The organism is Mycobacterium tuberculosis H37Rv (assembly GCF_000195955.2).
Taxonomy (GTDB): domain Bacteria; phylum Actinomycetota; class Actinomycetes; order Mycobacteriales; family Mycobacteriaceae; genus Mycobacterium; species Mycobacterium tuberculosis.
On record NC_000962.3, the window covers coordinates 434696 to 459331 of the forward strand.

The window sequence follows — 24636 nt, forward strand, 5'->3', positions numbered from 1 at the left end:
GAACCGCTGACCACCACCGCGTGGTGGGTGGAGCCAAACGTCCCGTTCCGCGCTTGGGTGTCTTGACAGTGACGATTATTCAACAGACGCCTGACGCAGGTTTGGCTTTGGAGTGTCGAGACAGAAAATCTCAGCTAGGGCTGGCCGGGCAGTAGCCGCACCATCAGGCCGTTGCCTTCGGCCAACAGCGTCTCGTCGCTGTCAAACAGTTCCGCGCACACAAACGCCTTTCGGCCCTCGGTATTGGTGACTCGTCCGCGTACGATCAACGGCACATCAATCGGGGTGATTCGGCGGTAATCAACGTGCAGAAAGGCGGTCCGGCTGATCGGCCGTCCCGCCGCATGCGAGATCATGCCGAACATGTGATCAAACAACAGCGGCAACACGCCGCCGTGCACCGCGGAGTTGCCCCCGACGTGAAACCGGCTAAACGACCCCCGCATCTCAACACCGTCGGTGCCGTACCGGGTCACCGTCCATGGCGGTAGCAGCAGGCTGCCCATGCCGGGCAGGCCGGGGGTCCGCCCGGCCGGCGCCTTGCCTTCGTCGGCCTCAAATGGGCTCAGCAACTCGACGAGCGCGGCGGCGCGCTCGGCCGCCTCGTCCCACACGGCGTCGCCGGGGTCCGCCGCGACCGCCAGGTCCTGCAACCGGCGCATGGTCGCCACGAACTGGCCGAACCCCGCACCGGGACTGGCCGGACCGTACTCCGGAAATCCACCGTGGTGGTGATACTCGGGATCGAGTTCGTCGGGGTGCACTGACGCATCTGTCACGGGCGATCCTGCAGGACGTCCCGGCGCACGATGGTCTGTTCCCGCCCCGGACCGACTCCAATGCACGAAACCGGTGCTCCGGCAAGCTGTTCCAGTCGCAGCACATAATCACGCGCTTTGGCGGGCAGGTCGTCGAACTCGCGCGCCCCGGAGATGTCTTCCCACCAGCCCGGCAGCTCCTCGTAAACCGGCTTGGCGCGGCAAAGATCCCGCTGGGTCATCGGCATATCGCGGGTGCGCCGGCCGTCGATCTCATATCCGACGCAGACCGGCACCGATTCCAGGCTGGACAGCACGTCGAGCTTGGTCAGGAAGTAGTCGGTGATGCCGTTGACCCGGGCGGCGTAGCGGGCAATGACGGCGTCGAACCAGCCGCAGCGCCGGCGCCGGCCGGTGGTCACACCGAACTCGCGGCCAGTCTTGGACAGGTATTCGCCGTGTTCGTCGAACAGCTCGGTGGGGAACGGGCCGGAGCCCACCCGAGTGGTGTAGGCCTTGAGAATCCCCAGCACGGTGCCGATGCGGGTCGGGCCGATACCAGAGCCCACGGCCGCGCCACCCGCCGTCGGATTCGACGATGTCACATACGGGTAGGTGCCGTGGTCGACATCGAGCAGGGTGCCTTGAGAGCCTTCCAGCAGCACCGTTTCGCCGGCCTCCAGGGCAGCATTGAGTAGCAGCCGGGTGTCGGCGATGCGATGCTTGAAACCCTCGGCCTGCTCCAGCAGCGCGTCGACCACCTGCGCGGGGTCCAGGGCCTTGCGGTTGTAGATCTTGACCAGCACTTGGTTCTTGAACTCGCACGCGGCCTCGACCTTGTGGGTCAATTGTTCCGGGTCCAGCACATCGGCGACCCGGATCCCAATACGGGCGATCTTGTCCTGGTAGCACGGCCCGATACCACGGCCGGTGGTGCCGATCTTCTTGCTGCCCATATAGCGCTCGGTGACCTTGTCGATAGCAATGTGGTAAGGCATCAGCAGATGGGCGTCGGCGGAGATCAACAGCTTGGCGGTGTCCACGCCGCGGTCTTGCAGTCCCCGCAGCTCATTGAGCAGGACACCGGGATCGATCACCACGCCGTTGCCGATAACGTTGGTGACCCCGGGCGTCAGCACACCCGACGGGATGAGATGCAATGCGAAATTCTCGCCGGTAGGCAAGACGACGGTGTGCCCGGCGTTGTTGCCCCCCTGATAGCGCACCACCCACTGCACGCGGCCACCCAACAGGTCGGTGGCCTTACCCTTGCCCTCGTCGCCCCATTGGGCGCCGATGAGGACGATCGCCGGCATGAGTTGCTCCCACCTGGTCTCGCAGGCTATGCCCGCTTATTGTGGTCCAGCCGGTGACCTACCCTACCCAGCAGGTTGCGAGGAGCTGTCATGTATACGGCCGAGAACGCACCCGGCGTCGCGGTGTTGCTCTCCGGTGATGCCGACGTGCCCGGCCCGTTGACCGGCTTGCCTACCCATCAAGACAACCTGGACACCGTCATCGGACGGTATTCGCGGCTCATCGTCGTCGGCGCCGACGCGGACCTGGGGGCGGTACTGACTCGGCTGTTGCGCACCGACCGGCTCGACGTCGAGGTGGGTTATGTGCCGCGCCGGCGCAGCCCCGCGACCCGGGCCTACCGCTTGCCGGCCGGGCGCCGGGCGGCGCGGCGCGCCCGGTGTGGCGTCGCTCGGCGGGTGCCGCTAATCCGTGACGAGACCGGGTCGGTAATCGTCGGCCGAGCACAGTGGCTGCCGGCCGAAGAGCAGGCCCTGATCCACGGCGAGGCGGTCGTTGACGACACCGTGCTGTTCGATGGCGATGTGGCCGGGGTGTGCATCGAGCCGACGCTGACCCTGCCAGGCCTGCGAGCTGCGGTAGACGGCGCCGGAAAGTGGCGGCGGTGGATCGGCGGGCGCGCCGCGCAGCTAGGCACCACCGGTGCTGCGGTACTTCGGGACGGTGTCGCGGCGCCCCGCCCGGTGCGCCGATCGACGTTTTACCGCAACGTCGAGGGTTGGCTGCTGGTCCGGTAGTTTTCGACCGGTGAGCGAGACGGGCCAGCGCGAGTCGGTGCGACCCAGCCCGATCTTTCTGGGCCTGCTCGGATTGACGGCCGTCGGGGGCGCGCTGGCCTGGCTGGCCGGGGAGACGGTGCAGCCGCTGGCCTACGCCGGGGTGTTCGTCATGGTGATCGCCGGCTGGCTGGTGTCGCTGTGCCTGCACGAGTTCGGTCACGCGTTCACCGCTTGGCGTTTCGGTGACCACGACGTCGCAGTGCGCGGCTACCTGACGCTGGATCCCCGCCGCTACAGCCATCCCATGCTCTCGCTCGGTCTGCCGATGCTGTTCATCGCCCTGGGCGGGATCGGTCTGCCGGGTGCCGCGGTGTATGTGCACACCTGGTTCATGACGACGGCGCGCCGCACCCTGGTCAGTTTGGCGGGGCCGACGGTCAACCTGGCGCTGGCCATGTTGCTGCTGGCGGCGACCCGGTTGTTGTTCGACCCGATCCACGCGGTGTTATGGGCCGGGGTGGCGTTCCTAGCATTCCTTCAGCTCACCGCGCTGGTGTTAAACCTGCTACCCATCCCGGGTCTGGACGGCTATGCGGCCCTGGAGCCGCACCTGAGACCCGAGACGCAGCGCGCCCTGGCGCCGGCCAAGCAGTTCGCTTTGGTGTTTCTGCTGGTCCTGTTCCTGGCGCCGACGCTGAACGGGTGGTTTTTCGGGGTGGTGTACTGGCTCTTCGACCTGTCTGGCGTGTCGCACCGGCTGGCCGCCGCGGGCAGCGTGCTGGCCCGTTTCTGGAGTATCTGGTTCTGACCGTTCAGAGCCCAAGCGCCGGACGGGCCGCGGGGTCACAGTCGTCAAGCAGATCCAGGCAGCGTCCATACTCGTCGGTCTCGCCGATAGCGGCTGCGGCGCGCGCCAGCGCCGCCACACACCGTAGGAAACCCCGGTTGGGCTGGTGGGAATACGGCACCGGGCCGAAGCCCTTCCAGCCATGGCGGCGCAGCTGGTCCAGGCCGCGGTGGTACCCGGTACGCGCGTATGCGTAGGCCGTGACGGTCTTGTCGTCGGCCAGCGCCCCTTCGGCGAGCACCGCCCAGGCGACCGACGCCGACGGATGCGCGGCCGCGACGATGCTCGGACTTTCGTTGGCAAGCAGCTCCGCTTCGGCGTCGCTGTCGCCAGGCAACAGGATTGGCTCAGGTCCCAAGAGATCACCCATCGACGTCATGGGAGTTATTGTGCGCTTGGTCACGTCACCTCGACGATGGGGCCAACCGAAGGCTGGGTCGCTAAGCTCCAAAGAGCCACTCGATACCGGGAGGACAGCAGCACCCATGTCCAACGCACCCGAGCCAGACCGCTCAGCCGGTGAATCCGGGAGCGAACCGGCCGGCGAGCGGTCCGCCGATCCTGGCGAGGAACGCACCGAAAGCTACCCCCTGGTGCCTCACGACGCCGAAACCGAGACCGTGGTGATCACCACCTCCGACAACGATGCCGCGGTTACGCAACCGGAAGCGCAGCGCGAACGCCGTTTCACCGCGCCCGGCTTCGACGCCAAGGAGACCCAGGTGATCGTCACGGCCCACGAGGCAGCCACCGAGGTTTTCCAAACCAACCAGGCGCCGACCACCCCGCCGCGGATGCCAACCGGAATGCCCCCGAAAACTGCTGTGCCACAATCAATCCCGCCACGGACGGAGGCGACGTCAGTCCGGCAACGCACCTGGGGCTGGGCGCTGGCGGTGGTAGTGATCGTGCTGGCGTTGGCGGCAATCGCGATCCTGGGCACCGTGCTGCTGACCCGCGGCAAACATTCGAAGATGTCGCAGGAAGATCAGGTGCGGCAGGCCATCCAGAGCTTGGACATCGCCATCCAGACCGGCGACCTGACCGCGCTGCGTTCCCTGACTTGTGGCTCCACCCGCGATGGCTACGTGGATTATGACGAGCGTGATTGGGCCGAAACCTATCGCCGGGTTTCGGCGGCCAAACAATATCCGGTCATCGCCAGCATCGACCAGGTCGTCGTCAACGGCGCGCACGCCGAGGCCAATGTCACCACTTTCATGGCGTTCGATCCCCAGGTCCGCTCGACCCGCAGCCTCGACCTACAGTTTCGCGACGATCAGTGGAAGATCTGCCAGTCCTCCAGCAACTGAAGCCAGGATTGGCTGGTTTGCCCGCATTTTGGCCATTGGTCAGTGCTAGGACCGGTCCGCATCACCGGCACGTCACCAGGACCGACTAGTCCGAACACCGAAACGAGCAACCGTAGCCGAAATGCGGCTGGATCCCGTCTGTGGCAATGTACTGGCGGCCTGTTCCCGCAGAGACGGCGGCATAGCGTCTCGATCGTCAACGAGAGGCAGGTGATCGCCAGGTGAGCATCCGCCCCGCCGAGAACTCAACACTCGACATCCGCCACGTCATCGGTATCGGCACCCCGAAAGCCGTCGATTTGTGGCTCGACGTCGTCACCGAGCTGCCGGATCGCGCCCGCGAACTCGGGTCGTTATCCAAAGCCGAACTCGGAAAGCTTGGCCCACTGCTCGACGGCACCAACGCCGTCGAGCTATTCGAGTCGATCGACGACAAGCTGGCCGCAGAGGCACTGCACGCGATGGATCCGTCGCTGGCCGCCACCTTCCTCGAGGCCCTCGACTCCGACCACGCCGCCAACATCCTGCGCGAATTCAAGGAGCCCAAGCGGGAGGCGCTGCTGACGTTGCTACCGCTGGAGCGGGCGATGGTGCTGCGTGGCTTGTTGAGCTGGCCGGAGGACTGCGCCGCGGCCCACATGGTGCCCGAAACGCTGACCGTACGCCCGAACATGACGGTGTCGCAGGCCGTCGCCAGCGTGCGGGAACGCGCCTCGGGCCTGCGCAGCGATGCACGAACCACCGCCTACGTCTATGTGACAGACGCCGACTCCCACCTGCTGGGTGTGATCGCCTTTCGCGCCCTGGTGCTGGCCAATCCCGAACAGCGAGTCCGTGAGCTGATGGGTGACGACCTCATCGTCGTGTCGCCGTTGACTGACAAGGAGCTCGCGGCGCAGACAATCATGGGCCACAACCTGATGGCGGTTCCCGTCGTCGATGCCGACAACCGGCTACTGGGCATCATCGCCGAAGACGAAGCCATCGACATTGCCGAGGAGGAAGCAACCGAAGACGCCGAGCGCCAGGGTGGGTCGGCCCCGCTCGAGGTGCCCTACCTGCGGGCGTCGCCGTGGCTGCTATGGCGCAAGCGGGTCGTCTGGCTCCTGGTACTTTTTGCTGCCGAGGCCTACACCGGCAGCGTCCTGCGGGCGTTCTCCGACGAAATGGAGGCGGTGATAGCGCTCGCGTTCTTCATCCCACTGCTGATCGGCACCGGCGGCAACACCGGCACCCAGATCGCCACCACTCTGGTCCGCGCGATGGCCACCGGTCAGGTCCGGTTTCGCGATGTGCCTGCGGTGTTAGCCAAGGAGCTGTCAACCGGTGTGCTGGTCGGCCTCACTATGGCCGCCGCCGCGGTGGTGCGCGCCTGGACATTGGGCGTGGGCCCGCAGGTGACCCTGACGGTCGCGCTGACGGTGGCCGCCATCGTGGTGTGGTCGTCGCTGGTGGCTGCCGTCCTTCCGCCGCTGCTGAAGAAGTTGCGCATCGACCCGGCCATCGTTTCGGGGCCGATGATCGCCACCATCGTTGACGGCACGGGTCTGCTCATCTACTTCCTGGTCGCGCACCTGACGCTGACCGAGCTGCACGGCTTGTGAGCGGCCCCGGTTTAGTGGGTTAGGGACTTTCCGGCGCAGTGCAGGTCATTGCACGCCTGAACGACCCGCTGGCTCATCGAAGCTTCGGCCTTCTTGAGGTAGCTGCGCGGGTCGTAGACCTTCTTGACACCCACCTCGCCATCGACCTTGAGCACTCCGTCGTAGTTGGTGAACATGTGACCGGCGATCGGGCGGGTGAACGCGTACTGGGTGTCGGTGTCGACGTTCATCTTCACCACGCCGTAGCGCAGCGCCTCCTCGATCTCCGACTTAAGCGAACCCGAGCCGCCGTGGAACACGAAGTCGAACGGCTTGGCGTCGGCCGGCAGTCCGAGCTTGGCCGCCGCCACCTGTTGCCCTTGCGCAAGGATGTCGGGGCGAAGCTTGACGTTGCCGGGCTTGTAGACGCCATGCACGTTGCCGAACGTCGCGGCCAGCAGGTATTTGCCGTGCTCACCGGCGCCCAGCGCCTCGATGGTTTTCTCGAAGTCCTCCGGGCTGGTGTACAGCTTCTCGTTGATCTCGTTCGCCACGCCGTCCTCTTCGCCGCCGACGACGCCGATCTCGATCTCCAGAATGATCTTGGCGGCCGCCGCCGCCTTGAGCAGCTCCTGGGCGATGGCCAGGTTCTCATCGATTGGCACTGCCGAGCCGTCCCACATGTGCGACTGGAACAAAGGATTGCCACCTTTGCTCACGCGTTGCGCCGAGATCGCCAGCAAGGGCCGGACATAGCTGTCCAACTTGTCCTTGGGGCAGTGGTCGGTGTGCAGCGCCACGTTGACCGGGTACTTGGCCGCGATAACGTGGGTGAACTCCGCCAAGGCGACCGCACCGGTCACCATGTCTTTGACCCCGAGGCCGGAGCCGAATTCTGCGCCACCGGTCGAGAACTGGATGATTCCGTCACTGCCGGCGTCGGCGAAACCTTTGATCGCGGCGTTGACGGTTTCCGAGGAGGTGCAGTTGATAGCCGGGAAAGCGTACGAGTTTTGTTTGGCCTGACCGAGCATCTCCGCGTAGACCTCGGGCGTTGCGATAGGCATGAAACGTTCCTCCTGACGACTCCGATCCACCCAGTATCGCAACACCGCAACCGAGCTTGTCGGCCTGTGCGTGATGGCCGGTATGTTGGGACGTCATGAGCACCGCCGTGACGGCCATGCCGGACATCCTCGACCCGATGTACTGGTTGGGCGCCAACGGCGTATTCGGTTCCGCGGTGCTGCCCGGGATTTTGATCATCGTCTTCATCGAGACCGGTCTGCTGTTTCCGCTGCTGCCGGGCGAGTCGCTGTTGTTCACCGGCGGGCTGTTGTCCGCTAGCCCGGCACCACCGGTCACCATCGGGGTGCTCGCCCCGTGCGTTGCGCTGGTCGCGGTGCTCGGCGATCAGACCGCATATTTCATCGGGCGACGGATCGGGCCGGCGCTGTTCAAGAAGGAAGACTCCCGGTTCTTCAAGAAACACTATGTGACCGAGTCCCACGCGTTTTTTGAGAAGTACGGGAAATGGACGATAATTCTGGCTCGATTCGTGCCGATCGCGCGGACTTTTGTGCCAGTCATTGCCGGGGTGTCCTACATGCGGTATCCGGTGTTCCTCGGGTTCGACATCGTCGGCGGAGTCGCCTGGGGTGCGGGTGTGACGTTGGCGGGCTACTTTTTGGGCAGTGTCCCGTTCGTGCACATGAACTTTCAGCTCATCATCCTGGCCATCGTGTTCGTCTCACTGTTGCCCGCACTGGTCTCGGCGGCGCGGGTCTACCGGGCGCGGCGTAACGCACCCCAGAGCGACCCCGACCCGTTGGTGTTACCCGAGTGAGCTGACCGCTGCGGCGCTGTGGGCGGCTTCCATCAGCATCCAACCCGATAGCTGCACCGACAGATCTCGCTCGGCAATCGCCGAGCTATGCACCGCTCCTCGGACGGACCGCGCCTGCTCACCGCCGGCGGTGGGCAACTCGGCTTCGCGATCCCAGAACGCCCCGAACACCGGCAACCCGTCCACGGTTTGCCGGTAATCCCACGCCGATTGCGCGCTAGCCAGCACTATCGCGCGGGCGGTGTCGCGGGCGGCGGCGTCGTCGGCCGAGTCGCCCGGCAACGTGGTGGCGACCAAGGCGAGGTATCGGGCGGTGATCCCCGCGAACAGGCCACCGTCCCCGCCGCCGGCGCCCCGTAACACACCCAATGGAGCCATGTGCTCGTTGACGGCCGCGACCAAGCGATGAACGCGAGCGCAGTGCCGCGCTCTGGCTGCCGGACCGGTGCGCACCGCCAGCTCGGTTTCCAGCCCGAGCACCACCCCTTGGCAGTAGGTGTACTGCGCGCGGACCAACGACCCGGCCTTGATGCCGTCGAATACCAGGTGTGTCTCCGGATCGATCAGCGTGCGATCGATCCAGTCGGCCATCTGTTCTGCGCGCTTGAGCCTTTTCCCGTACTGGTCTGGGTAGCGGGCCAGGAATAGCCCGGCCGGGCCGTTGGCTGGGGCGTTGAAGAACTGGTCCTGCTTGCGCCACGGGATGCCGCCGCCGTCCTCGGGCACCCAGGCTTCGACGAACTGGTTGGTGAGCTTGGGCAGTGCGCGCCGGCGTCGTACCCCGGCGACCCGGTCGGCACGTTCCAGCGCTAACGCTAGCCACGCCATGTCGTCGTAATAGCTGTTGAGCCACGAGAAATTGTTGCGGACCCGGTGCGAGCGGACCTGGCGGTTGATCCGGGCGCGCCGCTGCGGCTGCGGGTCGCGCAGCTGCGCGTCGACCAGGCAATCCAGCAGGTGTGCCTGCCACCAGTAGTGCCAGCTGCCGAACAACCGGTCGCGCCGGGTTGACGGCCAAGCCACCACCGCCAACTGGGTGCCCGGCAACGCCCAAAGCCGTCTCAGATGCCGTTGCGTGACGGCGGTTTCGGCGCTGGCTGCCCGGTTTGCCAGATTCATAATGCGATCCTGCCCTAGCCTGTCTTACGCCGTCTCAGGCCTGTTACTCCAGCGTGACATCAAGGGTGGCGGCGTCCACGAAGGCCAGCATGCGCGCCCGATGATGCCACCCCCGCTGAACTGAGCGACGATCCGCGGGCCCGCGAGCCGGCTGTTGTCATAGACGGTGGCGCCGTCGGCCAGCGTGATGGCCTGGGCGACAAGCTCGGCCAGCCGGCGGTGACGCTCGCGGATCTTGGTCTCCGGCACATCGTGGCCGCCCGCGGCGACGCGATGCCTGACGCGCTCGACCGCCAGGCCTTCGGGGATAACCAACACGTGCAGTACGACGGTGTAGCCGGCCGTGCGCGCGGTGCGGATGAGCTCGAGCTTCGATGGGTGCGAGAACACCGTCTCGGCAATGAACGGCCGGCCCAAGTCGATGAGCCTCGCGCGGGTGTCGGCGGCGACCTGCGCCGCCTGGTAGGCGTGCGATGTTGGGTCGTCGGGCCAGCGTTGTTTGGCGATTTCGTCGGCGTTGACGAAGACGATGCCGGGCAGCAAGGGCGCCAGCGTGAGGGCGACGAACGTCGACTTGCCGGCGCCGTTGGGCCCGGCGACCAGATCGAGCCGCTTCACGCGTGGCGCGTTGTCTTCGAGCTGGCGATCACGGCGTGGCCGCCAGCACGACCGAGGTGCCGTCTGGCCGGTGCTCGACGATGTCGCCCGCGTCGTTCAGGGCGACCGTGGTGATGCCCTGCGCGGCGAGCACGTCGCCGTAGTTGGTTCGCGACAGGCGCTCCTCGATAGCTGCGGAGATCTCGGCGTTGAACACCACGCCCTCCTCCAGCGTCAGGTCCGTCATCGGCAGATGCCCCGCGAGCGCAGCTTCCACGCGGCGCCGCGACGCCGTGTGCTGGTTCGACACCGCCCGACCGACGCGGGCCCAGTGGTCGAGCTGCTGCTTGGCCGAACGGCTCTGACGAGCACCCTCGGCCGCCGCGCTGTCCACCAGATCCGCGGCGACGCGCGTGACGCGGTCGACGGCTTTGGGCACGACATCTCTCCTCGGGTGTAGCGATCTGTTACAGCTTATAGCAAAGTGCTACACCGAGCTGTGGTGAGGGGCGCACACGGCTAGCGGGCACCGGCCAGCGCCAGCAGCAACTGGTGCAGGCCGGCCAGCGAGTGCGCCGGCAGGAACAGGTCGCAATAGGGCAGCGCCGCCGCCATCGAACCGGCACGCGGCTGGAACTCCGGATGTGCCGCGCGAGGGTTCAGCCAGACCAGCAACTCGGCGCGGCGACGCACCCTGGTCAGTGCGTGCACCAACACGTCGGGCGGATCGCTGTCCCAGCCGTCGGAGGCGATGATCACCACCGCGCCGCGTAACGCGTTGCCATGCGGCGGGGCCAGCAGGGCGGCGACACTACGGCCGATGAACGTACCGCCGTAGCGGTCGGTCACCCTAGCGTTGGCCCGATGTAGCGCCATCTCGGCCGAGCGATGAGACAGCACCGAGGTAAGTCGAGTCAGCGACGTCGAAAACGCGAAAACCTCCGGGTGGCCCCCTGCCCGGCGCAGCACCGCCGCCCGCATCAGACGCAGATAGATGGCGGCGTAGGGCTGCATCGAGCGGCTCACATCGCAGAGCAGGAGCACCCGCCTGGGGCGTCGGCGGGGCCGGATCCGTGCCAACAGCACCGACTCCCAGCCAGTCGACCGCGACGCGTTCATCGTCGCCCGCAGGTCGATGCGCTTGCCGTGCGGGCTGGACTCGAATCGCATGCTGCGCCGCCGCGGCCAGCGCGCCATCGTGGCCTCCAGCCAGGCGCCGAGCAGACGCAGATCGTCGGGATCGAACTGGTCGAATGGCTCGTCGGCCCGGGCGACAATGCGGCTGGGCAGGACATCGGGCAGTGTGCGGCTGGGTCCGCCCTGACCGGCGCTGGCCATCGTCAGCGAGCGAGTATCCCAGGGCAGATTCTGGGCTTGGGCGGCACAAGATCGCCGCTTGGCGCGGTGCCCGACGCCGGCCACCGGTGTGCGCGGGCCTGCAATGGGCGGTGGTGGGCGGTTGGCACCGTCGGGTTCGGCGCTGCCAAATACCCCGAACAGCGAAGCGAATACCGCATCGAACGTGGCCAGTTCGTCTACACGGCTGACCAGGGTCAACCGCGCGCCCCAATACAGCGCCGCCGGCGTACGCGGCACCAACTGCTGCAACGCCTGCACCAAACTCGCTTGACCGCTGGCGGACACCGGTATCCCGGCGTCGCGAAGGCGCGCTGCCAGCGCTGCCGCGAACGCCGCGAGGTCGACGCCCGGCAACAGTGCAGGGGTGGCCATCCCATTCATCGCCGCCGGCGCAGCACCCAGATCAGCAGCAGCACGGTCAGCGCCGCCAGCAGCGCCGAACCGTACTTTTTGAGCTGGCCGCCGTCGGCCAGCTGCAGCAAGTCGATGGGCGCCGCTTCGGTAGCAGGGGGTGTGCCTTGCGGGCTTTCTGAACTCTGGGCCGCGAGCTCGGCTTCTAGCGAATCCACGAACTGGCCCAGCAGCTTCTCCGACACCTGCTGCAGCATGCCACTGCCGAATTGCGCCAGTTTGCCGACAATCTTCAGATCGGTGTCGACGGTGACGCGGGTACGCTCTCCGACCTCGTGCAGCTGGGCAGCGACCGTGGCGGCCGCGTTGCCGGTACCGCGCGCCTCCTTGCCTTTGGCGTCGAAAACGGCGCGGTGCTGGTTGCGGTCCTGCTCGACAAAGTGCACCTTGCCGCTGAACTCGCTGGTGACCGGCCCAACCTTGACCTTGACCTTACCGAGGTACTCGTCGCCCTCATGGCCGATCAACTGGGCTCCAGGCATCAGCGGAATCATCTGCTCCAGGTCGCATAGCCTGCTCCAGGCCTGCTCGATCGGAGCGCTGACGGTGAACTCGTTGGCGATCTTCATCCTGTGCGTCCTCTCATGCGTGGCTGCACTCAGTAAAAGCTTGGTACGCATCGCGAATCTGCGTACGGTCGTCGGGCGTTTTGGCCAGGGCCCCAAGGCTGGCCAGAGCGGGACTCGAATCCGCTGCGGTGAGGTCTGCGACCCCGAGTGCCACCAAAGCCGCCACCCAGTCGATAGTCTCGGCCACACCGGGTGGCTTGTCCAGATCGAGATCCCGTGCAGTGCAAACGAATTGAGTGGCGTTCTCGATCAACGGCGCGGTAGCCCCGGGCACCGTGCGGCGCACGATCGCGGCCGCCCGGTCCGGCCCCGGGTAGTCGATCCAGTGGTAGAGGCAGCGCCGCCGCAGTGCGTCGTGCAGGTCACGGCTGCGGTTGGACGTGAGCACCGCGATCGGCGGGCACTCCGCGAGGAAAGTGCCCAGCTCGGGAACGGTCACCGCGGACTCACCAAGGAACTCCAGCAGTAACGCCTCGAATTCGTCGTCGGCCCGGTCGATTTCATCGATGAGCAGCACTGGAGGGGTCGGTCCGCGGTGCCGCACGCACCGCAGGATGGGCCGGTCCACCAGATACGCCTCGGTGTACAGATCCGCTTCCGATATGTCTGAGATACCCTTGCCGCGCGCCTCGGCCAGCCTGATGGACAATAGCTGGCGTTGGTAGTTCCAGTCGTAGAGCGCCTCGTTGGCCGTCAGCCCTTCATAGCATTGCAGCCGGATCAGCGTGGTATCCAACACGACTGCAAGGGTTTTCGCGGCTGTTGTCTTGCCAACACCGGGCTCACCCTCCAACAACAGCGGCCTGCCCAGCGTAACCGCCAGATAGATTGCCGACGCCGTGCCGGTATCCAGCAGGTAGTTCTGTTCGTCGAACCGGCGGATCACGTCGTCGGGACTTGCGAAGGTCACGAGGGCACCGATTCCAGCAGCCGTCGGTAGTCGTCCCAGGTGTCCACGTCAAGCGGCACGCAGCCGTCCACGGCGAGTTCGCGCACTGGGTGGCGGCCGGAGTGCACCAGCTTCCAGACACCCTTGTCGCCGTGCAGTCGCGCGAGTTCGCCGAACACGGTGCGGCTAAACCAGAATGGATGCCCGACGCCGTCGGCGTAGCGGCACACCATGATCTCGGTGGCCGGCCCGACGTCGATGATCCGCCGCAGTGTCGCCGGCGCCACCTGAGGCTGGTCGCCCAGCATCAGCACGATCCCGGTGGCCCGCGGATGCACCCGTGCCAACGCGACGCGCAGCGATGCCGCACACCCGCGCTCGACATCCTCGACGACCACCACGTCGGTCCCGTCCAGCGCCATCGCGGCACGCACCGCCGACGCCGCACCGCCCAGGGTGAGGATCAGCTGGTCGAATCCGGCTTGCCGGGCAACGTCGAGGGTGGCCCCAAGCACCGTGGTATCCCGATATGGCAGTAGCTGTTTGGGCGTGCCCAACCGGTTGGAGCGCCCGGCGGCGAGTACCACACCGGTGATCTGGGTCGCGGTCATGCGCCGCCGTTCTCGTCCGCCAACGCCTTCCGGCCTCTGGGGCCGCCGCCGCGCAGCGTGGCGATCAGTTCCGCCGCAATCGACACCGCGATCTCCGCCGGAGTTTTGGCGCCGATGGCCAATCCGACCGGGGTATGCACCCGGGCCCGCTCGGCATCGGACAGGTCCAGCGAATCCAGGATGGACGCGCCGCGTACCGTGCTGGCCACCAGCCCGACATACCCAACGCCGTTATCCAGCGCCGTGCGGATGATTTCGGCTTCGGGCCCGCCGTGGCTGGCGATCACAATCGCAGTTGGCAAGGCGTCGGTGTCGGCCGGATCGGTGTCGCGGCGCGCGTCGTAGCCCAACAGGCCGCACAGTTCGATCAACGCGTCGGCGATCGGGGTTTCGCCGTAAATCTGGATCAGCGGGGCCGGCAGCTGCGGGGTCAGGAAGATCTCCAGGGATCCGCCGGCCAGGCACGGGTTGACCACCACACACGCCCCGGGAGCTTCCGGGAAGTGCACGTCACCGTCGGGCAGCACGCGCAGCAGCACGCTCTCGCCGGCCTGCAACACGCCCATCGCCGCCTTGCGGACCGAGTTCTGCGCGCAGTGGCCGCCGACAAAGCCCTCGATGGTGCCGTCCGCCAACAGGATTGCCTCATCGCCCGGGCGGGCCGACGTGGGCTGCTGGGCCCGCACCACGGTCGCGCGCACGAACGGTGTCCGCGCGGCCACCAGCTGTGCGGCCCGGTCACTGATGGACATCGACGCCCTCGAGCTCCCCTAGATCGGTGGTGTGGCCCGGCCCTGCATGGCCTCCCAGACCCGCGACGGCGTCAACGGCATGTCGGCGTGCCGAACCCCGAACGGCGCCAACGCATCCACCACCGCGTTCACCACCGCCGGCGGGGAACCCACCGTGGCCGACTCACCGATGCCCTTGGCGCCGATCGGGTGATGCGGCGACGGGGTCACGGTGTGCCCGGTCTCTAGGTGTGGCACCTCGAGCGCGGTCGGGATCAGGTAGTCCATCAACGATCCGCCCAGACAGTTGCCGTCCTCGTCGAAGGCAATCATCTCCATCAGCGCCATGCCGATGCCGTCGACGATGCCGCCGTGTACCTGACCCTCGATGATCATCGGGTTGATCCGGGTTCCGCAATCATCGACGGCCAAAAAGCGCCGCACCTTCACCACCGCGGTGCCCGGGTCGATGTCGACCACACAGAAGTAGGCGCCGTACGGGTAGGTCAGATTCGACGGGTTGTAGCAGACCTCGGCATCCAGCCCGCCCTCGATGCCCTCGGGCAGATCGCCGGCGCCGTGCGCGCGCATCGCGATGTCGGCGATGGTCACCGCGGCCGACGGGTCACCCTTGACGTGGAACTTCCCTTTCTCCCACTGTAAGTCGGCGACCGAAACCTCGAGCATGCCCGAGGCGATGATCTTGGCCTTGTCGCGCACCTTGCGGGCGACCAGCGCCGCGGCACCACCCGAGACGGGTGTGGACCGGCTGCCGTAGGTGCCCAACCCGAACGGTGTCTGGTCGGTGTCGCCGTGCACCACCTCGATGTCGTCGGGCGCAATCCCCAGCTCCTCGGCGACGATCTGCGCGAACGTCGTCTCGTGGCCCTGGCCCTGGGTCTGAACCGAAAGCCGCAGCACGGCTTTGCCCGTCGGGTGCACGCGCAGCTCGCAGCCGTCGGCCATGCCCAGGCCGAGGATGTCCATGTCCTTGCGCGGCCCGGCGCCCACGGCCTCGGTGAAAAATGACATCCCGATGCCCATCAGCTCGCCGCGCGCTCGCCGCTGCTTTTGTTCGGCGCGTAACGCCTCGTAGCCGATCATGTTCATCGCCTTACGCATTGTGGTCTCGTAGTCGCCCGAGTCGTACACCCAACCAGTCTTGCTCTGATACGGAAACTGGTTGGGCCGCAATAGATTCCGCAAGCGCAGCTCGGCTGGATCCATCTTCAGCTCGAAGGCCAGGCAGTCCACCAGCCGCTCGACGAAGTAGACCGCTTCGGTGATGCGGAACGAACACGCGTAGGCGACCCCGCCGGGCGCCTTGTTGGTATACACCGCGGTCATGTGACAGTAGGCGGCCTCGATGTCGTAGCTGCCGGTGAACACCCCGAAGAACCCGGCTGGGTACTTCGCCGGCGCGGCCTGGGCGTTAAACGCACCATGGTCGGCCAGCACATTGGACCGGATCGCCAGGATCTTGCCGTCACGGTTGGCGGCAATCTCGCCGACCATGATGTAGTCGCGGGCGAATCCGGTGGACGTCAGGTTCTCGCTGCGGTCCTCCATCCATTTGACCGGCTTGTCCAGCAGCAGCGACGCGACAATGGCACAGACATAACCGGGATAGATCGGCACCTTGTTGCCGAAGCCGCCGCCGATGTCGGGCGAGATCACCCGAATCTTGTGTTCGGGCAACCCGGCCACCAGCGCGTATAGCGTGCGATGCGCGTGCGGCGCCTGGCTGGTGGTCCACAGCGTCAGCTTTCCGGTGACCGGATCTAGATCGGCCACCGCGCCACAGGTTTCCATCGGCGCCGGGTGCACCCGCGGGTAGACGATCTCCTGCTGGACAACGACGTCGGCCTTGGCGAACACCGCCTCGGTCGCCGCCGCGTCGCCGGTCTCCCAGTCGAAGATGTGATTGTCGCTCTTTCCCTCCAGATCGGTGCGGATGACCGGCGCCGACGGGTCCAGCGCCGTGCGGGCATCCACGACGGGATCCCGCGGTTCGTAGTCGACGTCGACCAACTCGCATGCATCGCGGGCCGAATACCGGTCCTCGGCAACCACGAACGCCACCTCTTGGCCCTGGAAGCGCGTCTTGTCGGTGGCCAGCACGGCTTGTACGTCGTTGGCTAGTGTCGGCATCCAAGCCAGGCCCTTGGCGGCCAGATCGGCGCCGGTCACCACGGCCTTGACTTTCGGATGTGCCTGCGCGGCAGTCACATCGATGCGCACGATGCGGGCATGCGCATACGGCGAACGCAGGATGGCCAGATGCAACATGCCCGGCAGCGCGACGTCGTCGACGTAGGTTCCGCGCCCGCGGATGAATCGCGGGTCCTCTTTGCGCATCATCCGGCCGTGCCCGCACGGCTGCTGAGCGTTGTCGGCTAGGTCTTCCGGCGACGGAGGGCGTGACTCGATCGTTGTCATGACTGCGCCTTTACGGTCTGGTGCGCTGCCGCCCACTGAATGGAGCGCACGATCGTGGTGTATCCGGTGCACCGGCAGATCTGCCCCGAGATCGCTTCCCGGATGGTCTGCTCGTCGGGATCCGGGTTGCGGTCCAGCAGGGCGCGCGCGGTAATCAGCATTCCCGGGGTGCAGAAGCCGCATTGCAGCCCGTGGCAGCGCATGAACCCTTCCTGCACCGGGTCGAGCTGGCCGTCGGGCCCAGCCAAGCCCTCTACCGTGCGGATGCTGTGCCCGGAGGCCATCACGGCGAGCATCGTGCAGGATTTCACCGGCACGCCGTCGACCTCCACCACGCATGTCCCGCAGTTGCTGGTATCACAGCCCCAGTGAGTTCCGGTGAGCCGCAGCTGATCACGGAGAAAATGGACCAGCAGCATCCGGGGTTCGACCTCGGCGGTGACGGGCTCGCCGTTTACCGTCATGTTCACCTGCATGGTTGGTTCCCCTCTCAGGCCTCGGGGGCCGCCGGCGCGCCGAGCACGCGCCCGGCGGCGGTGCGCAGCGTGCGAACGGTCAGTTCACCGGCGAGGTGCCGCTTGTACTCCGCGGTGCCGCGGACGTCGGTCACCGGCGTGCAAGCTTGCGCGGCGCGCCGGCCCGCCTCAGCGAACACCTCTTCGGTAGCGGGTTGGCCGACCAGTCCCGCGGACAGCTCCGCCAGCGCGACCGGGTCGGGATTCACCGCGGTCAAACCCACCCGAGCGGCGAGGATCGTCTGGCCGTCGAGCGTGACCGCGGCACCGGCCGCGGTGATGGCCCAGTCGCCGACCCGCCGTTCCACCTTGGCGTACGCGCTGGAGGTGTTGTGCCGCAGCGGAATCCGCACCTCAATTAGGACCTCGTTGTGGGCGAGCGCGGTTTCGTACGGCCCGACCAGGAAGTCGTCGATCGCTATCTCACGTTCACCCGAGGGCCCTTTCGCCAGGCACACCGCATCCAGAACGGTGCACACGGTCGACAGGTCCTCGGCCGGATCCGCCTGGCAGAGCGAACCGCCCAGGGTGCCGCGGTTGCGGACCACCGGGTCGGCGATCACCCGCTCGGCATCGCGGAAGATCGGGCACACCGCCGCCAGCGCATCGGAGTCCAGAATCTCTCGATGGCGGGTCATCGCACCCAGCCGAACCAGGTTGGGATTGTTGATTCCGCCGACCACGACGTAGCCGAGTTCGGGGGCCAGGTCGTTGATGTCCACGAGGTACTCGGGGTTGGCGATGCGCAGCTTCATCATCGGCAGCAGGCTGTGCCCGCCGGCGACCACCCGCGCTCCCTCCCCCAACCGATCCAACAATCCGATGGCGTGGTCCACGCTGGTGGCACGTTCGTATTCGAAAGGCCCAGGTACTTGCATGCGCCCCAGTGTCGGCCGCCCGCGAAAAGGGCGTCAATGTCGAGTTAAGTAATCCTTGAACTCGCCCGCTACCTGCGCATCATGGTGGATCCGTCCGGCAATATCGGCCAGCGGGCGTCCCCCTCCGCCCCAACGTCGGGCGATGATGTCGGCCGCGATCGAGACCGCGGTCTCCTCGGGGGTTCGGGCACCGAGATCCAGCCCGATCGGGCTGGACAACCGGCTCAGCTCGGCGTCGGTCAGGCCCGCCGCGCGTAGCCGATCCATCCGGTCGTCGTGCGTCTTGCGTGATCCCATCGCCCCCACGTATCCGACACCCAGGCGCAGCGCCACCTCGAGCACCGGGACGTCGAACTTCGGATCGTGGGTGAGCACGCAGATCACCGTGCGCTCGTCGATACCACCCGCCTCCGCCTGGGCAGCCAGATAGCGGTGGGGCCATGCGACGACGACGTCATCGGCCGTCGGAAAGCGCGCTGGCGTGGCGAATACCGCGCGGGCGTCGCAGACGGTGACCCGGTAGCCGAGGAACGAACCCTGCCGCGCCAGCGCGGCGGCGAAGTCGATGGCACCGAACACCAGCATCCGCGGGCGCGGCGCGTGGCTGGACACGAAGACCTCCATGCCCTCGCCACGCCGCTGCCCATCGGGCCCATATTCGAGGATCTCGCTGCGGCCCACCGCGAGCAGACCCCGCGCATCGTCGATAACCGCCGCATCGGCACGCGCCGAACCCAGCGAACCCGTCACGGGGCTCTTTGTGTCGGGCCGGATCACCAGTCGGCGACCCACCCGCCGCTCGTCCGGATGGGCGATGACGGTCGCGATGGCGACCGGGCGTTGCGCGCCGATGTCGTCGGCCAGCTCGCCCAGCTCGGGAAACGTGGCCCGCGATACGGGCTCGACGAAGACGTCGATGATGCCGCCACAGGTCAGGCCTACCGCGAATGCGGTATCGTCGCTGACTCCGTAGTGTTCCAGCCGCGGTATCCCGGTTTGGGCCACCTCGGCGGCCAGCTCATATACCGCACCCTCCACGCAGCCGCCCGACACCGACCCACTTACCGAACCGTCCGGGGCTACCACCATCGCGGCCCCTGGGGGCCGCGGCGCTGACCGCAAGGTTCGCACCACCGTCGCGACCCCCGCGGTGTCACCGGCGGCCCAGATCGCCATCAGCTCGGCAAGCACTTCACGCACGCTTCCCAAAGTAGGCTTCAGTGCATGACCCCGGCTCAACTTCGGGCCTATTCGGCGGTGGTTCGCCTGGGCTCGGTACGGGCGGCCGCCGCGGAACTCGGTCTTTCCGACGCCGGAGTCTCCATGCACGTCGCGGCGCTGCGCAAGGAACTCGACGACCCGCTGTTTACCAGGACCGGTGCCGGGCTGGCGTTCACGCCCGGCGGGCTGCGGCTGGCCAGCCGCGCGGTCGAAATCCTGGGCCTGCAACAACAAACCGCGATCGAGGTCACCGAGGCCGCCCACGGGCGTCGGTTGCTGCGCATCGCCGCCTCCAGCGCCTTCGCCGAACACGCCGCGCCGGGCCTGATCGAGCTCTTCTCGTCTCGGGCCGACGACCTTTCGGTCGAGTTGAGCGTGCATCCCACCAGCCGGTTCCGCGAACTGATCTGCTCGCGCGCCGTCGACATCGCGATCGGCCCGGCCAGTGAGAGCTCGATCGGTTCCGACGGCTCGATCTTTCTACGGCCCTTCCTGAAGTATCAGATCATCACCGTCGTCGCGCCGAATAGCCCACTGGCCGCAGGCATTCCGATGCCCGCGCTGTTGCGTCACCAGCAATGGATGTTGGGTCCGTCCGCCGGCAGCGTAGATGGTGAGATCGCAACCATGTTGCGCGGCTTGGCGATTCCGGAGTCCCAGCAACGGATCTTCCAGAGCGATGCCGCCGCGCTGGAGGAGGTCATGCGCGTCGGGGGCGCCACGCTGGCCATTGGCTTTGCGGTCGCCAAGGATCTTGCCGCCGGACGGTTGGTGCACGTGACCGGTCCTGGGCTGGATCGCGCCGGCGAGTGGTGTGTGGCGACATTGGCGCCTTCGGCCCGCCAACCCGCCGTCTCCGAGCTTGTTGGCTTCATCAGCACCCCGAGGTGTATTCAGGCGATGATCCCGGGTAGCGGGGTCGGGGTGACGCGGTTCCGCCCAAAGGTCCACGTCACCCTGTGGAGCTAGCTACTTCGACTTGAAAGGCTCGGCGCGCCGGTCCGCCCGTTGACGGGGCCCGGCTGCGAGGATTAGCCAGTTCCCTTGTCGCACAGGAGCGTTGAGGCTATCGCCGTACGCCTACTGCGTGCGATCAGCGCTTGCTCGTTCCATACCACAGGGTGCGGCCCAGGTGCAAGGTTCACTGTGCATCGTGCGCTGGAGCCTTTGGTGCCTGTTGCCCGTTGAACCGTGATCCAGCGCGGCTGAGGGTGTGGTGGTGTCGGGCCGCTGGGAGGCCGGGAATGCGGACGGTAACGGTGGCTCCGCGGGGTTGATCGGCAGCGGCGGGGCCGGCGGCGACGGCGGTAGCGGCGGGGCCACCGGCGCCGGTGGCGAAGGTGGCGATGCTGGAGCAAGCGGGTCCATAAACGGCAACGCCGGCGACCCCGGCAACAGCGGAGAACGCGGCGCAGTGGGCAAGCCCGGCGCACCCGGCTGACCCGAAAATCACCGCATCACCGGGCTCGCTCACAACCGAGAGCGGACGCGGGCTCGGCGGGCTAGACGAATCGACGCGCCAACTTTCTCGGATCGAAGAAGCTATACGCTTTACCCCCATGAGTGTGTACAAGGTGATCGACATCATCGGGACCAGCCCCACATCCTGGGAACAGGCGGCGGCGGAGGCGGTCCAGCGGGCGCGGGATAGCGTCGATGACATCCGCGTCGCTCGGGTCATTGAGCAGGACATGGCCGTGGACAGCGCCGGCAAGATCACCTACCGCATCAAGCTCGAAGTGTCGTTCAAGATGAGGCCGGCGCAACCGCGCTAGCACGGGCCGGCGAGCAGACGCAAAATCGCACGGTTTGCGGTTGATTCGTGCGATTTTGTGTCTGCTCGCCGAGGCCTACCAGGCGCGGCCCAGGTCCGCGTGCTGCCGTATCCAGGCGTGCATCGCGATTCCGGCGGCCACGCCGGCGTTAATGCTTCGCGTCGACCCGAACTGGGCGATCGACACCGTGACCGCCGCGCCGGCACGGGCGTCGTCGGTAATGCCGGGCCCTTCCTGGCCGAATAACAGCAGGCATTCCCGCGGCAACGCGGTCTGCTCCAGGCGCGCCGCACCCGGGACGTTGTCCACCGCCACCACGGTCAAGCCGGCGCCCGCCGCGAACTCCAGCAGCCCGGTGGTGCTGTCGTGGTGGCATAACCGCTGATAGCGGTCGGTCACCATGGCGCCGCGCCGATTCCACCGCCGACGCCCGACGATGTGCACGGTGTGCACGGCGAATGCATTGGCGGTGCGCACCACCGAGCCGATATTGGCATCGTGTCCGAAGTTCTCGATCGCCACGTGCAAGGGGTGACGGCGCGTATCGATGTCGGCGATGATCGCCTCTCGGGTCCAGTACCGGTAGGCGTCGACGACGTTGCGAGCATCGCCGTCGCGCAACAACACCGGGTCGTATCGGGGGTCGTCCGGGAGGTCGCCTGCCCAGGGCCCCACGCCGCCGGTCGGCGCGCCCCATTCCGTAGGCCCGGGCCCAAGCGCACTCATCGCGAGGTCCACAACGCGGCGTGGGTTCCCACTGTCGCGACCGTCGCGTACAGCAACGCCTCGTTGATCTCGCCCTGCGTACACAGCGACGCGCTAATGTGGACCGCGTCCAGTAGCGCGTCAGGAAGGATCAGCACCGAGGATCCATACGTCGCGCACGCCGGGCTCAGTCCGCGGCCGGGCAGTGTCGGTGCGGCGAGCAGCATCATGGGACCGCCGCGGGCAGCGGAGTCGTCCCGATACCGATCCGGGACGGCGTCGACCTCCAGCCCCAGCAGCATGTAGCCATTACCGGTGAACGCCACCGGATCTCCGAGCTGGGGCTTACCCAGCTGCATGCCGTCGGCGCGCCAAGCCGAGACGCTGGTGGTCTTGACCACCAGACCGGCGTCGTTTTGATTGGTCGGCAGCATCCCCACCGGAAACGCGGCCGGATAGGCCGCGGCAGTACCCGGGATCCGATCGCGGGGCGAGTACGTGTACACGCCGCGGACGGCGCTTCGCTCTTTCAGCGGACCCAGGCAGACCGTGCCTGTGAGCCGGCCGGCAGGCGCCGATAGCGGCGACACGACGTCGCGCACGTGGGCCATCGCGTCGCCGCAGCTGCCGAGCGCAGCGGATTCCATCGGATGGGCCAACGCGCCGTACAGCCCGAAGCGAATGTCTTCGGGCTTGGCGTGCGGCGCATGCGGGTCCGTCGGGGATGCATCCACGTCGATGAGCACATAGTCGCCGGACCAGCGCAGATTCGACACCGACATGTTCCAGCCCAGCACCGCCAGCGATTCGCCGGTCCGGGCGCTCTGGGCGCCGTAGGTGCGACCGGAATGACTCGAACCCGAGCAGCCCGTCAGACCGGACAGGACGACGGCCCCGCAGGTGGCCCAGGCAACGAGAATGCGCACAGCGATGCCGCCGACGCCTAATCCAGCCCCAGATCGGCCAGGCCCAGCACGCTGCGGTAGCGCAGTCCCTCGGCTTCGATAGCCTCTGCGGCCCCGGTGGCGCGATCCACCACGGTAGCCACGCCGACAACCTCACCACCCACGTCTTGGACGGCGTGCACCGCCGTCAGCGCGGAGTTACCGGTGGTACTGGTGTCCTCTACCACCAGCACCCGCTGCCCGGTAACCTCCGACCCTTCGATAAGTCGCTGCATGCCATGGGCTTTCGCCGACTTGCGGACCACGAACGCGTCGATCGGACGGCCCGGGGCATGCATGATGGCGGTCGCCACGGGATCGGCCCCGAGTGTCAGGCCGCCGACAACCGAATAGTCCCAGTCGGCAGTGAGTTCGCGCATTAGCCGGCCGATCAGCGCGGACGCCCGATGGTGCAAGGTGGCGCGACGCAGGTCGACGTAGTAGTCGGCCTCCCGGCCAGACGACAGCGTGACGCGGCCGTGCACCACCGACAGCCGGCGCACCAACTCAGCCAACTCTGCGCGGTCAGGTCCGGCCACGGCTTCTCCTCACGCCGCCACGCGGGAGGCCGATCACATGCGGCGTCACCGCGGTGGCCTCGGGCGTGACATCCGCGGTCTCAGTGTTGGTAGTTGGTGGCCTGCTGGCCGTTGCGTCCGGCCGGCGGCGGGCGCCGAACGCCTTCGGAGCGGCCTTCATCGCGGCGGATCGGCTCGGGGGCCCGACGAGCCGGATCGGGCAGCACCGTGGTTGCCGGATCCGGCTGGGCGCGCCGCGGCGGTAACTCCGCGGGGCCGCCCGGGGCCACGGGTCGGCCAGGTGCCGCGCCGCGCGGTCCCACCCCGGTTTGTTGGGGCATCTCCTGCGGCAGCGGCGGCAACACGCGCAGCAAGTCGTTGAATTGGCGCACGGTGCGCAGGCCCTCGTCCCACTGGGCACGGGTGCTGGCAATCGGCATGCTGACCAGCGTCCAGTTCTGCTCGTTCCACATGATTTCGGCGCAGTCGGGCGCGGTGTGCGCGAAGGTGACCATCCGCCGATCGCAGGCGCGCCGGGCCGCGTCTAGATTGGTGGAGTACACCATCCGTGGCCCGATCGCGCCCAGCAGCCAGATGTCGCTTTCTCGTGGCTCTTTCAGGCCTTTGAGCCGCAGGTCGACCACGACATTGGTGCCCACCTTGCGATGCAGCGCGATCACGGTGGCGACTTCCTCGAGATCGAAGATGTACACCGCCTCGCCGCGGATCTGACCCAGCACCACGTTATGGGCGGCAACATCGCCAACTGTGGACATCACGCCGCGCGTCCAGCGCTTGAGTATCTCGGTGGATTCCCGTTCGTAGTCGAACCCGTGCGATCGCGCCCACGACTTGCGGCGTCTGCTGCGCCCGCGGCGTCGATCGATGTCGACGTACAGCAACACCACGGCACCGACGAAGCACAGTGCCGAGAGCGTGAACCAAAGCGGGACCATCGGTGCTTAGCCTATC

General features: G+C 67.0%; 28 protein-coding genes. 8 read left to right on the top strand and 20 right to left on the bottom strand.

The features are described from left to right. Positions 1–134: 134 nt before the first annotated feature. The gene (locus Rv0356c) at positions 135–779 is read right to left on the bottom strand and encodes a hypothetical protein (RefSeq protein ID NP_214870.1); all 645 of its coding nucleotides are present in this window, start codon (positions 777–779) and stop codon (positions 135–137) included. After that, positions 776–2074, bottom strand: coding sequence for an adenylosuccinate synthetase (gene purA / locus Rv0357c; RefSeq protein NP_214871.1), 1299 nt, complete (start codon positions 2072–2074; stop codon positions 776–778). The genes Rv0356c and purA overlap by 4 nt, the downstream gene beginning before the upstream one ends. A 90-nt stretch (positions 2075–2164) precedes the next feature. On the opposite strand from purA, the gene Rv0358 reads away from it, so the two are divergent. Continuing rightward, a complete protein-coding gene (locus Rv0358) occupies positions 2165–2812 on the top strand; it encodes a hypothetical protein (protein NP_214872.1) in 648 nt (215 codons plus the stop codon). Between the two features lie 10 nt (positions 2813–2822). After that, the gene (locus tag Rv0359; protein NP_214873.1) at positions 2823–3602 is read left to right on the top strand and encodes a zinc metalloprotease; all 780 of its coding nucleotides are present in this window, start codon (positions 2823–2825) and stop codon (positions 3600–3602) included. Between the two features lie 4 nt (positions 3603–3606). Here the strand turns inward: Rv0359 and Rv0360c are convergent, their stop codons facing one another. After that, complete coding sequence (locus Rv0360c; RefSeq protein NP_214874.1) at positions 3607–4044, bottom strand: hypothetical protein; 438 nt, start codon at positions 4042–4044, stop codon at positions 3607–3609. Between the two features lie 82 nt (positions 4045–4126). Here Rv0360c and Rv0361 point away from each other — a divergent pair, with 82 nt between their 5' ends. Together Rv0361 and mgtE are read left to right on the top strand one after the other, a co-directional pair. Then, positions 4127–4954, top strand: a complete 828-nt coding sequence (locus Rv0361; RefSeq protein ID NP_214875.1) for a membrane protein — start codon at positions 4127–4129, stop codon at positions 4952–4954. Between the two features lie 221 nt (positions 4955–5175). After that, entirely contained in the window at positions 5176–6558 is a 1383-nt protein-coding gene (gene mgtE / locus Rv0362) for an Mg2+ transport transmembrane protein MgtE (protein ID NP_214876.1), read from the top strand. An 11-nt stretch (positions 6559–6569) separates the two neighbouring features. On the opposite strand, the gene fba is transcribed toward mgtE, so the two are convergent. After that, on the bottom strand, positions 6570–7604 hold the full coding sequence (gene fba / locus Rv0363c; RefSeq protein NP_214877.1) for a fructose-bisphosphate aldolase: 1035 nt from the start codon (positions 7602–7604) through the stop codon (positions 6570–6572). 95 nt (positions 7605–7699) lie between these two features. On the opposite strand from fba, the gene Rv0364 reads away from it, so the two are divergent. After that, positions 7700–8383, top strand: a complete 684-nt coding sequence (locus tag Rv0364) for a transmembrane protein (RefSeq protein ID NP_214878.1) — start codon at positions 7700–7702, stop codon at positions 8381–8383. On the opposite strand, the gene Rv0365c is transcribed toward Rv0364, so the two are convergent. The 12 genes from Rv0365c to Rv0376c all read right to left on the bottom strand — a co-directional run bounded on the left by Rv0365c (position 8372) and on the right by Rv0376c (position 19677). Further along, positions 8372–9502: a hypothetical protein gene (locus Rv0365c; RefSeq protein NP_214879.1), complete on the bottom strand. Its 1131-nt coding sequence runs from the start codon at positions 9500–9502 to the stop codon at positions 8372–8374. The two genes, Rv0364 and Rv0365c, sit on opposite strands and share 12 nt — an antisense overlap. Before the next feature lie 24 nt (positions 9503–9526). Next, positions 9527–10120, bottom strand: coding sequence for a hypothetical protein (locus tag Rv0366c; RefSeq protein ID NP_214880.1), 594 nt, complete (start codon positions 10118–10120; stop codon positions 9527–9529). Positions 10121–10148: 28 nt separating this feature from the next. Then, positions 10149–10538, bottom strand: a complete 390-nt coding sequence (locus tag Rv0367c; protein ID NP_214881.1) for a hypothetical protein — start codon at positions 10536–10538, stop codon at positions 10149–10151. A gap of 80 nt (positions 10539–10618) precedes the next feature. Continuing rightward, the gene (locus Rv0368c; RefSeq protein NP_214882.1) at positions 10619–11830 is read right to left on the bottom strand and encodes a hypothetical protein; all 1212 of its coding nucleotides are present in this window, start codon (positions 11828–11830) and stop codon (positions 10619–10621) included. Between the two features lie 5 nt (positions 11831–11835). Continuing rightward, complete coding sequence (locus Rv0369c; protein NP_214883.1) at positions 11836–12351, bottom strand: membrane oxidoreductase; 516 nt, start codon at positions 12349–12351, stop codon at positions 11836–11838. Positions 12352–12451: 100 nt separating this feature from the next. Next, positions 12452–13348 (bottom strand): oxidoreductase, encoded by an 897-nt coding sequence (locus Rv0370c; RefSeq protein ID NP_214884.1) that lies wholly within the window; start codon positions 13346–13348, stop codon positions 12452–12454. Then, positions 13345–13938: a hypothetical protein gene (locus tag Rv0371c; protein ID NP_214885.1), complete on the bottom strand. Its 594-nt coding sequence runs from the start codon at positions 13936–13938 to the stop codon at positions 13345–13347. Before Rv0371c ends, Rv0370c begins: the two co-directional genes overlap by 4 nt. Then, a complete protein-coding gene (locus tag Rv0372c; RefSeq protein NP_214886.1) occupies positions 13935–14690 on the bottom strand; it encodes a hypothetical protein in 756 nt (251 codons plus the stop codon). The genes Rv0371c and Rv0372c overlap by 4 nt, the downstream gene beginning before the upstream one ends. Before the next feature lie 18 nt (positions 14691–14708). Next, positions 14709–17108 (bottom strand): carbon monoxyde dehydrogenase large subunit, encoded by a 2400-nt coding sequence (locus Rv0373c; protein NP_214887.1) that lies wholly within the window; start codon positions 17106–17108, stop codon positions 14709–14711. Next, complete coding sequence (locus tag Rv0374c) at positions 17105–17584, bottom strand: carbon monoxyde dehydrogenase small subunit (protein ID NP_214888.1); 480 nt, start codon at positions 17582–17584, stop codon at positions 17105–17107. The genes Rv0373c and Rv0374c overlap by 4 nt, the downstream gene beginning before the upstream one ends. Before the next feature lie 14 nt (positions 17585–17598). Continuing rightward, the gene (locus Rv0375c; protein ID NP_214889.1) at positions 17599–18459 is read right to left on the bottom strand and encodes a carbon monoxyde dehydrogenase medium subunit; all 861 of its coding nucleotides are present in this window, start codon (positions 18457–18459) and stop codon (positions 17599–17601) included. A gap of 75 nt (positions 18460–18534) precedes the next feature. Further along, a complete protein-coding gene (locus tag Rv0376c) occupies positions 18535–19677 on the bottom strand; it encodes a hypothetical protein (protein ID NP_214890.1) in 1143 nt (380 codons plus the stop codon). A 48-nt stretch (positions 19678–19725) separates the two neighbouring features. Here Rv0376c and Rv0377 point away from each other — a divergent pair, with 48 nt between their 5' ends. The 3 genes from Rv0377 to secE2 all read left to right on the top strand — a co-directional run bounded on the left by Rv0377 (position 19726) and on the right by secE2 (position 21497). Continuing rightward, positions 19726–20691: an HTH-type transcriptional regulator gene (locus Rv0377; RefSeq protein NP_214891.1), complete on the top strand. Its 966-nt coding sequence runs from the start codon at positions 19726–19728 to the stop codon at positions 20689–20691. A 250-nt stretch (positions 20692–20941) separates the two neighbouring features. Further along, positions 20942–21163: a hypothetical protein gene (locus tag Rv0378; protein ID NP_214892.1), complete on the top strand. Its 222-nt coding sequence runs from the start codon at positions 20942–20944 to the stop codon at positions 21161–21163. A 118-nt stretch (positions 21164–21281) separates the two neighbouring features. Further along, the gene (secE2, locus tag Rv0379) at positions 21282–21497 is read left to right on the top strand and encodes a protein translocase subunit SecE (RefSeq protein ID YP_177722.1); all 216 of its coding nucleotides are present in this window, start codon (positions 21282–21284) and stop codon (positions 21495–21497) included. A gap of 75 nt (positions 21498–21572) precedes the next feature. Here the strand turns inward: secE2 and Rv0380c are convergent, their stop codons facing one another. The 4 genes from Rv0380c to Rv0383c form a co-directional block, all read right to left on the bottom strand. Beyond that, positions 21573–22124 (bottom strand): RNA methyltransferase, encoded by a 552-nt coding sequence (locus Rv0380c; protein ID NP_214894.1) that lies wholly within the window; start codon positions 22122–22124, stop codon positions 21573–21575. Between the two features lie 95 nt (positions 22125–22219). Beyond that, a complete protein-coding gene (locus Rv0381c; RefSeq protein ID NP_214895.1) occupies positions 22220–23128 on the bottom strand; it encodes a hypothetical protein in 909 nt (302 codons plus the stop codon). Between the two features lie 17 nt (positions 23129–23145). Beyond that, on the bottom strand, positions 23146–23685 hold the full coding sequence (pyrE, locus tag Rv0382c; RefSeq protein ID YP_177723.1) for an orotate phosphoribosyltransferase: 540 nt from the start codon (positions 23683–23685) through the stop codon (positions 23146–23148). A gap of 80 nt (positions 23686–23765) precedes the next feature. Further along, positions 23766–24620: a hypothetical protein gene (locus Rv0383c; protein ID NP_214897.1), complete on the bottom strand. Its 855-nt coding sequence runs from the start codon at positions 24618–24620 to the stop codon at positions 23766–23768. Positions 24621–24636: the final 16 nt, after the last annotated feature.

Bases quoted from the DNA above. Each gene is read 5' to 3' on its own strand.
- purA (NP_214871.1), bottom strand. From the start codon at position 2,074: ATGCCGGCGATCGTCCTCATCGGCGCCCAATGGGGCGACGAGGGCAAG.
- Rv0358 (NP_214872.1), top strand. From the start codon at position 2,165: ATGTATACGGCCGAGAACGCACCCGGCGTCGCGGTGTTGCTCTCCGGT.
- Rv0361 (NP_214875.1), top strand. From the start codon at position 4,127: ATGTCCAACGCACCCGAGCCAGACCGCTCAGCCGGTGAATCCGGGAGC.
- fba (NP_214877.1), bottom strand. From the start codon at position 7,604: ATGCCTATCGCAACGCCCGAGGTCTACGCGGAGATGCTCGGTCAGGCC.
- Rv0364 (NP_214878.1), top strand. From the start codon at position 7,700: ATGAGCACCGCCGTGACGGCCATGCCGGACATCCTCGACCCGATGTAC.
- Rv0365c (NP_214879.1), bottom strand. From the start codon at position 9,502: ATGAATCTGGCAAACCGGGCAGCCAGCGCCGAAACCGCCGTCACGCAA.
- Rv0368c (NP_214882.1), bottom strand. From the start codon at position 11,830: ATGGCCACCCCTGCACTGTTGCCGGGCGTCGACCTCGCGGCGTTCGCG.
- Rv0369c (NP_214883.1), bottom strand. From the start codon at position 12,351: ATGCCTGGAGCCCAGTTGATCGGCCATGAGGGCGACGAGTACCTCGGT.
- Rv0371c (NP_214885.1), bottom strand. From the start codon at position 13,938: ATGACCGCGACCCAGATCACCGGTGTGGTACTCGCCGCCGGGCGCTCC.
- Rv0372c (NP_214886.1), bottom strand. From the start codon at position 14,690: ATGTCCATCAGTGACCGGGCCGCACAGCTGGTGGCCGCGCGGACACCG.
- Rv0373c (NP_214887.1), bottom strand. From the start codon at position 17,108: ATGACAACGATCGAGTCACGCCCTCCGTCGCCGGAAGACCTAGCCGAC.
- Rv0374c (NP_214888.1), bottom strand. From the start codon at position 17,584: ATGCAGGTGAACATGACGGTAAACGGCGAGCCCGTCACCGCCGAGGTC.
- Rv0376c (NP_214890.1), bottom strand. From the start codon at position 19,677: ATGGCGATCTGGGCCGCCGGTGACACCGCGGGGGTCGCGACGGTGGTG.
- Rv0377 (NP_214891.1), top strand. From the start codon at position 19,726: ATGACCCCGGCTCAACTTCGGGCCTATTCGGCGGTGGTTCGCCTGGGC.
- secE2 (YP_177722.1), top strand. From the start codon at position 21,282: ATGAGTGTGTACAAGGTGATCGACATCATCGGGACCAGCCCCACATCC.
- Rv0383c (NP_214897.1), bottom strand. From the start codon at position 24,620: ATGGTCCCGCTTTGGTTCACGCTCTCGGCACTGTGCTTCGTCGGTGCC.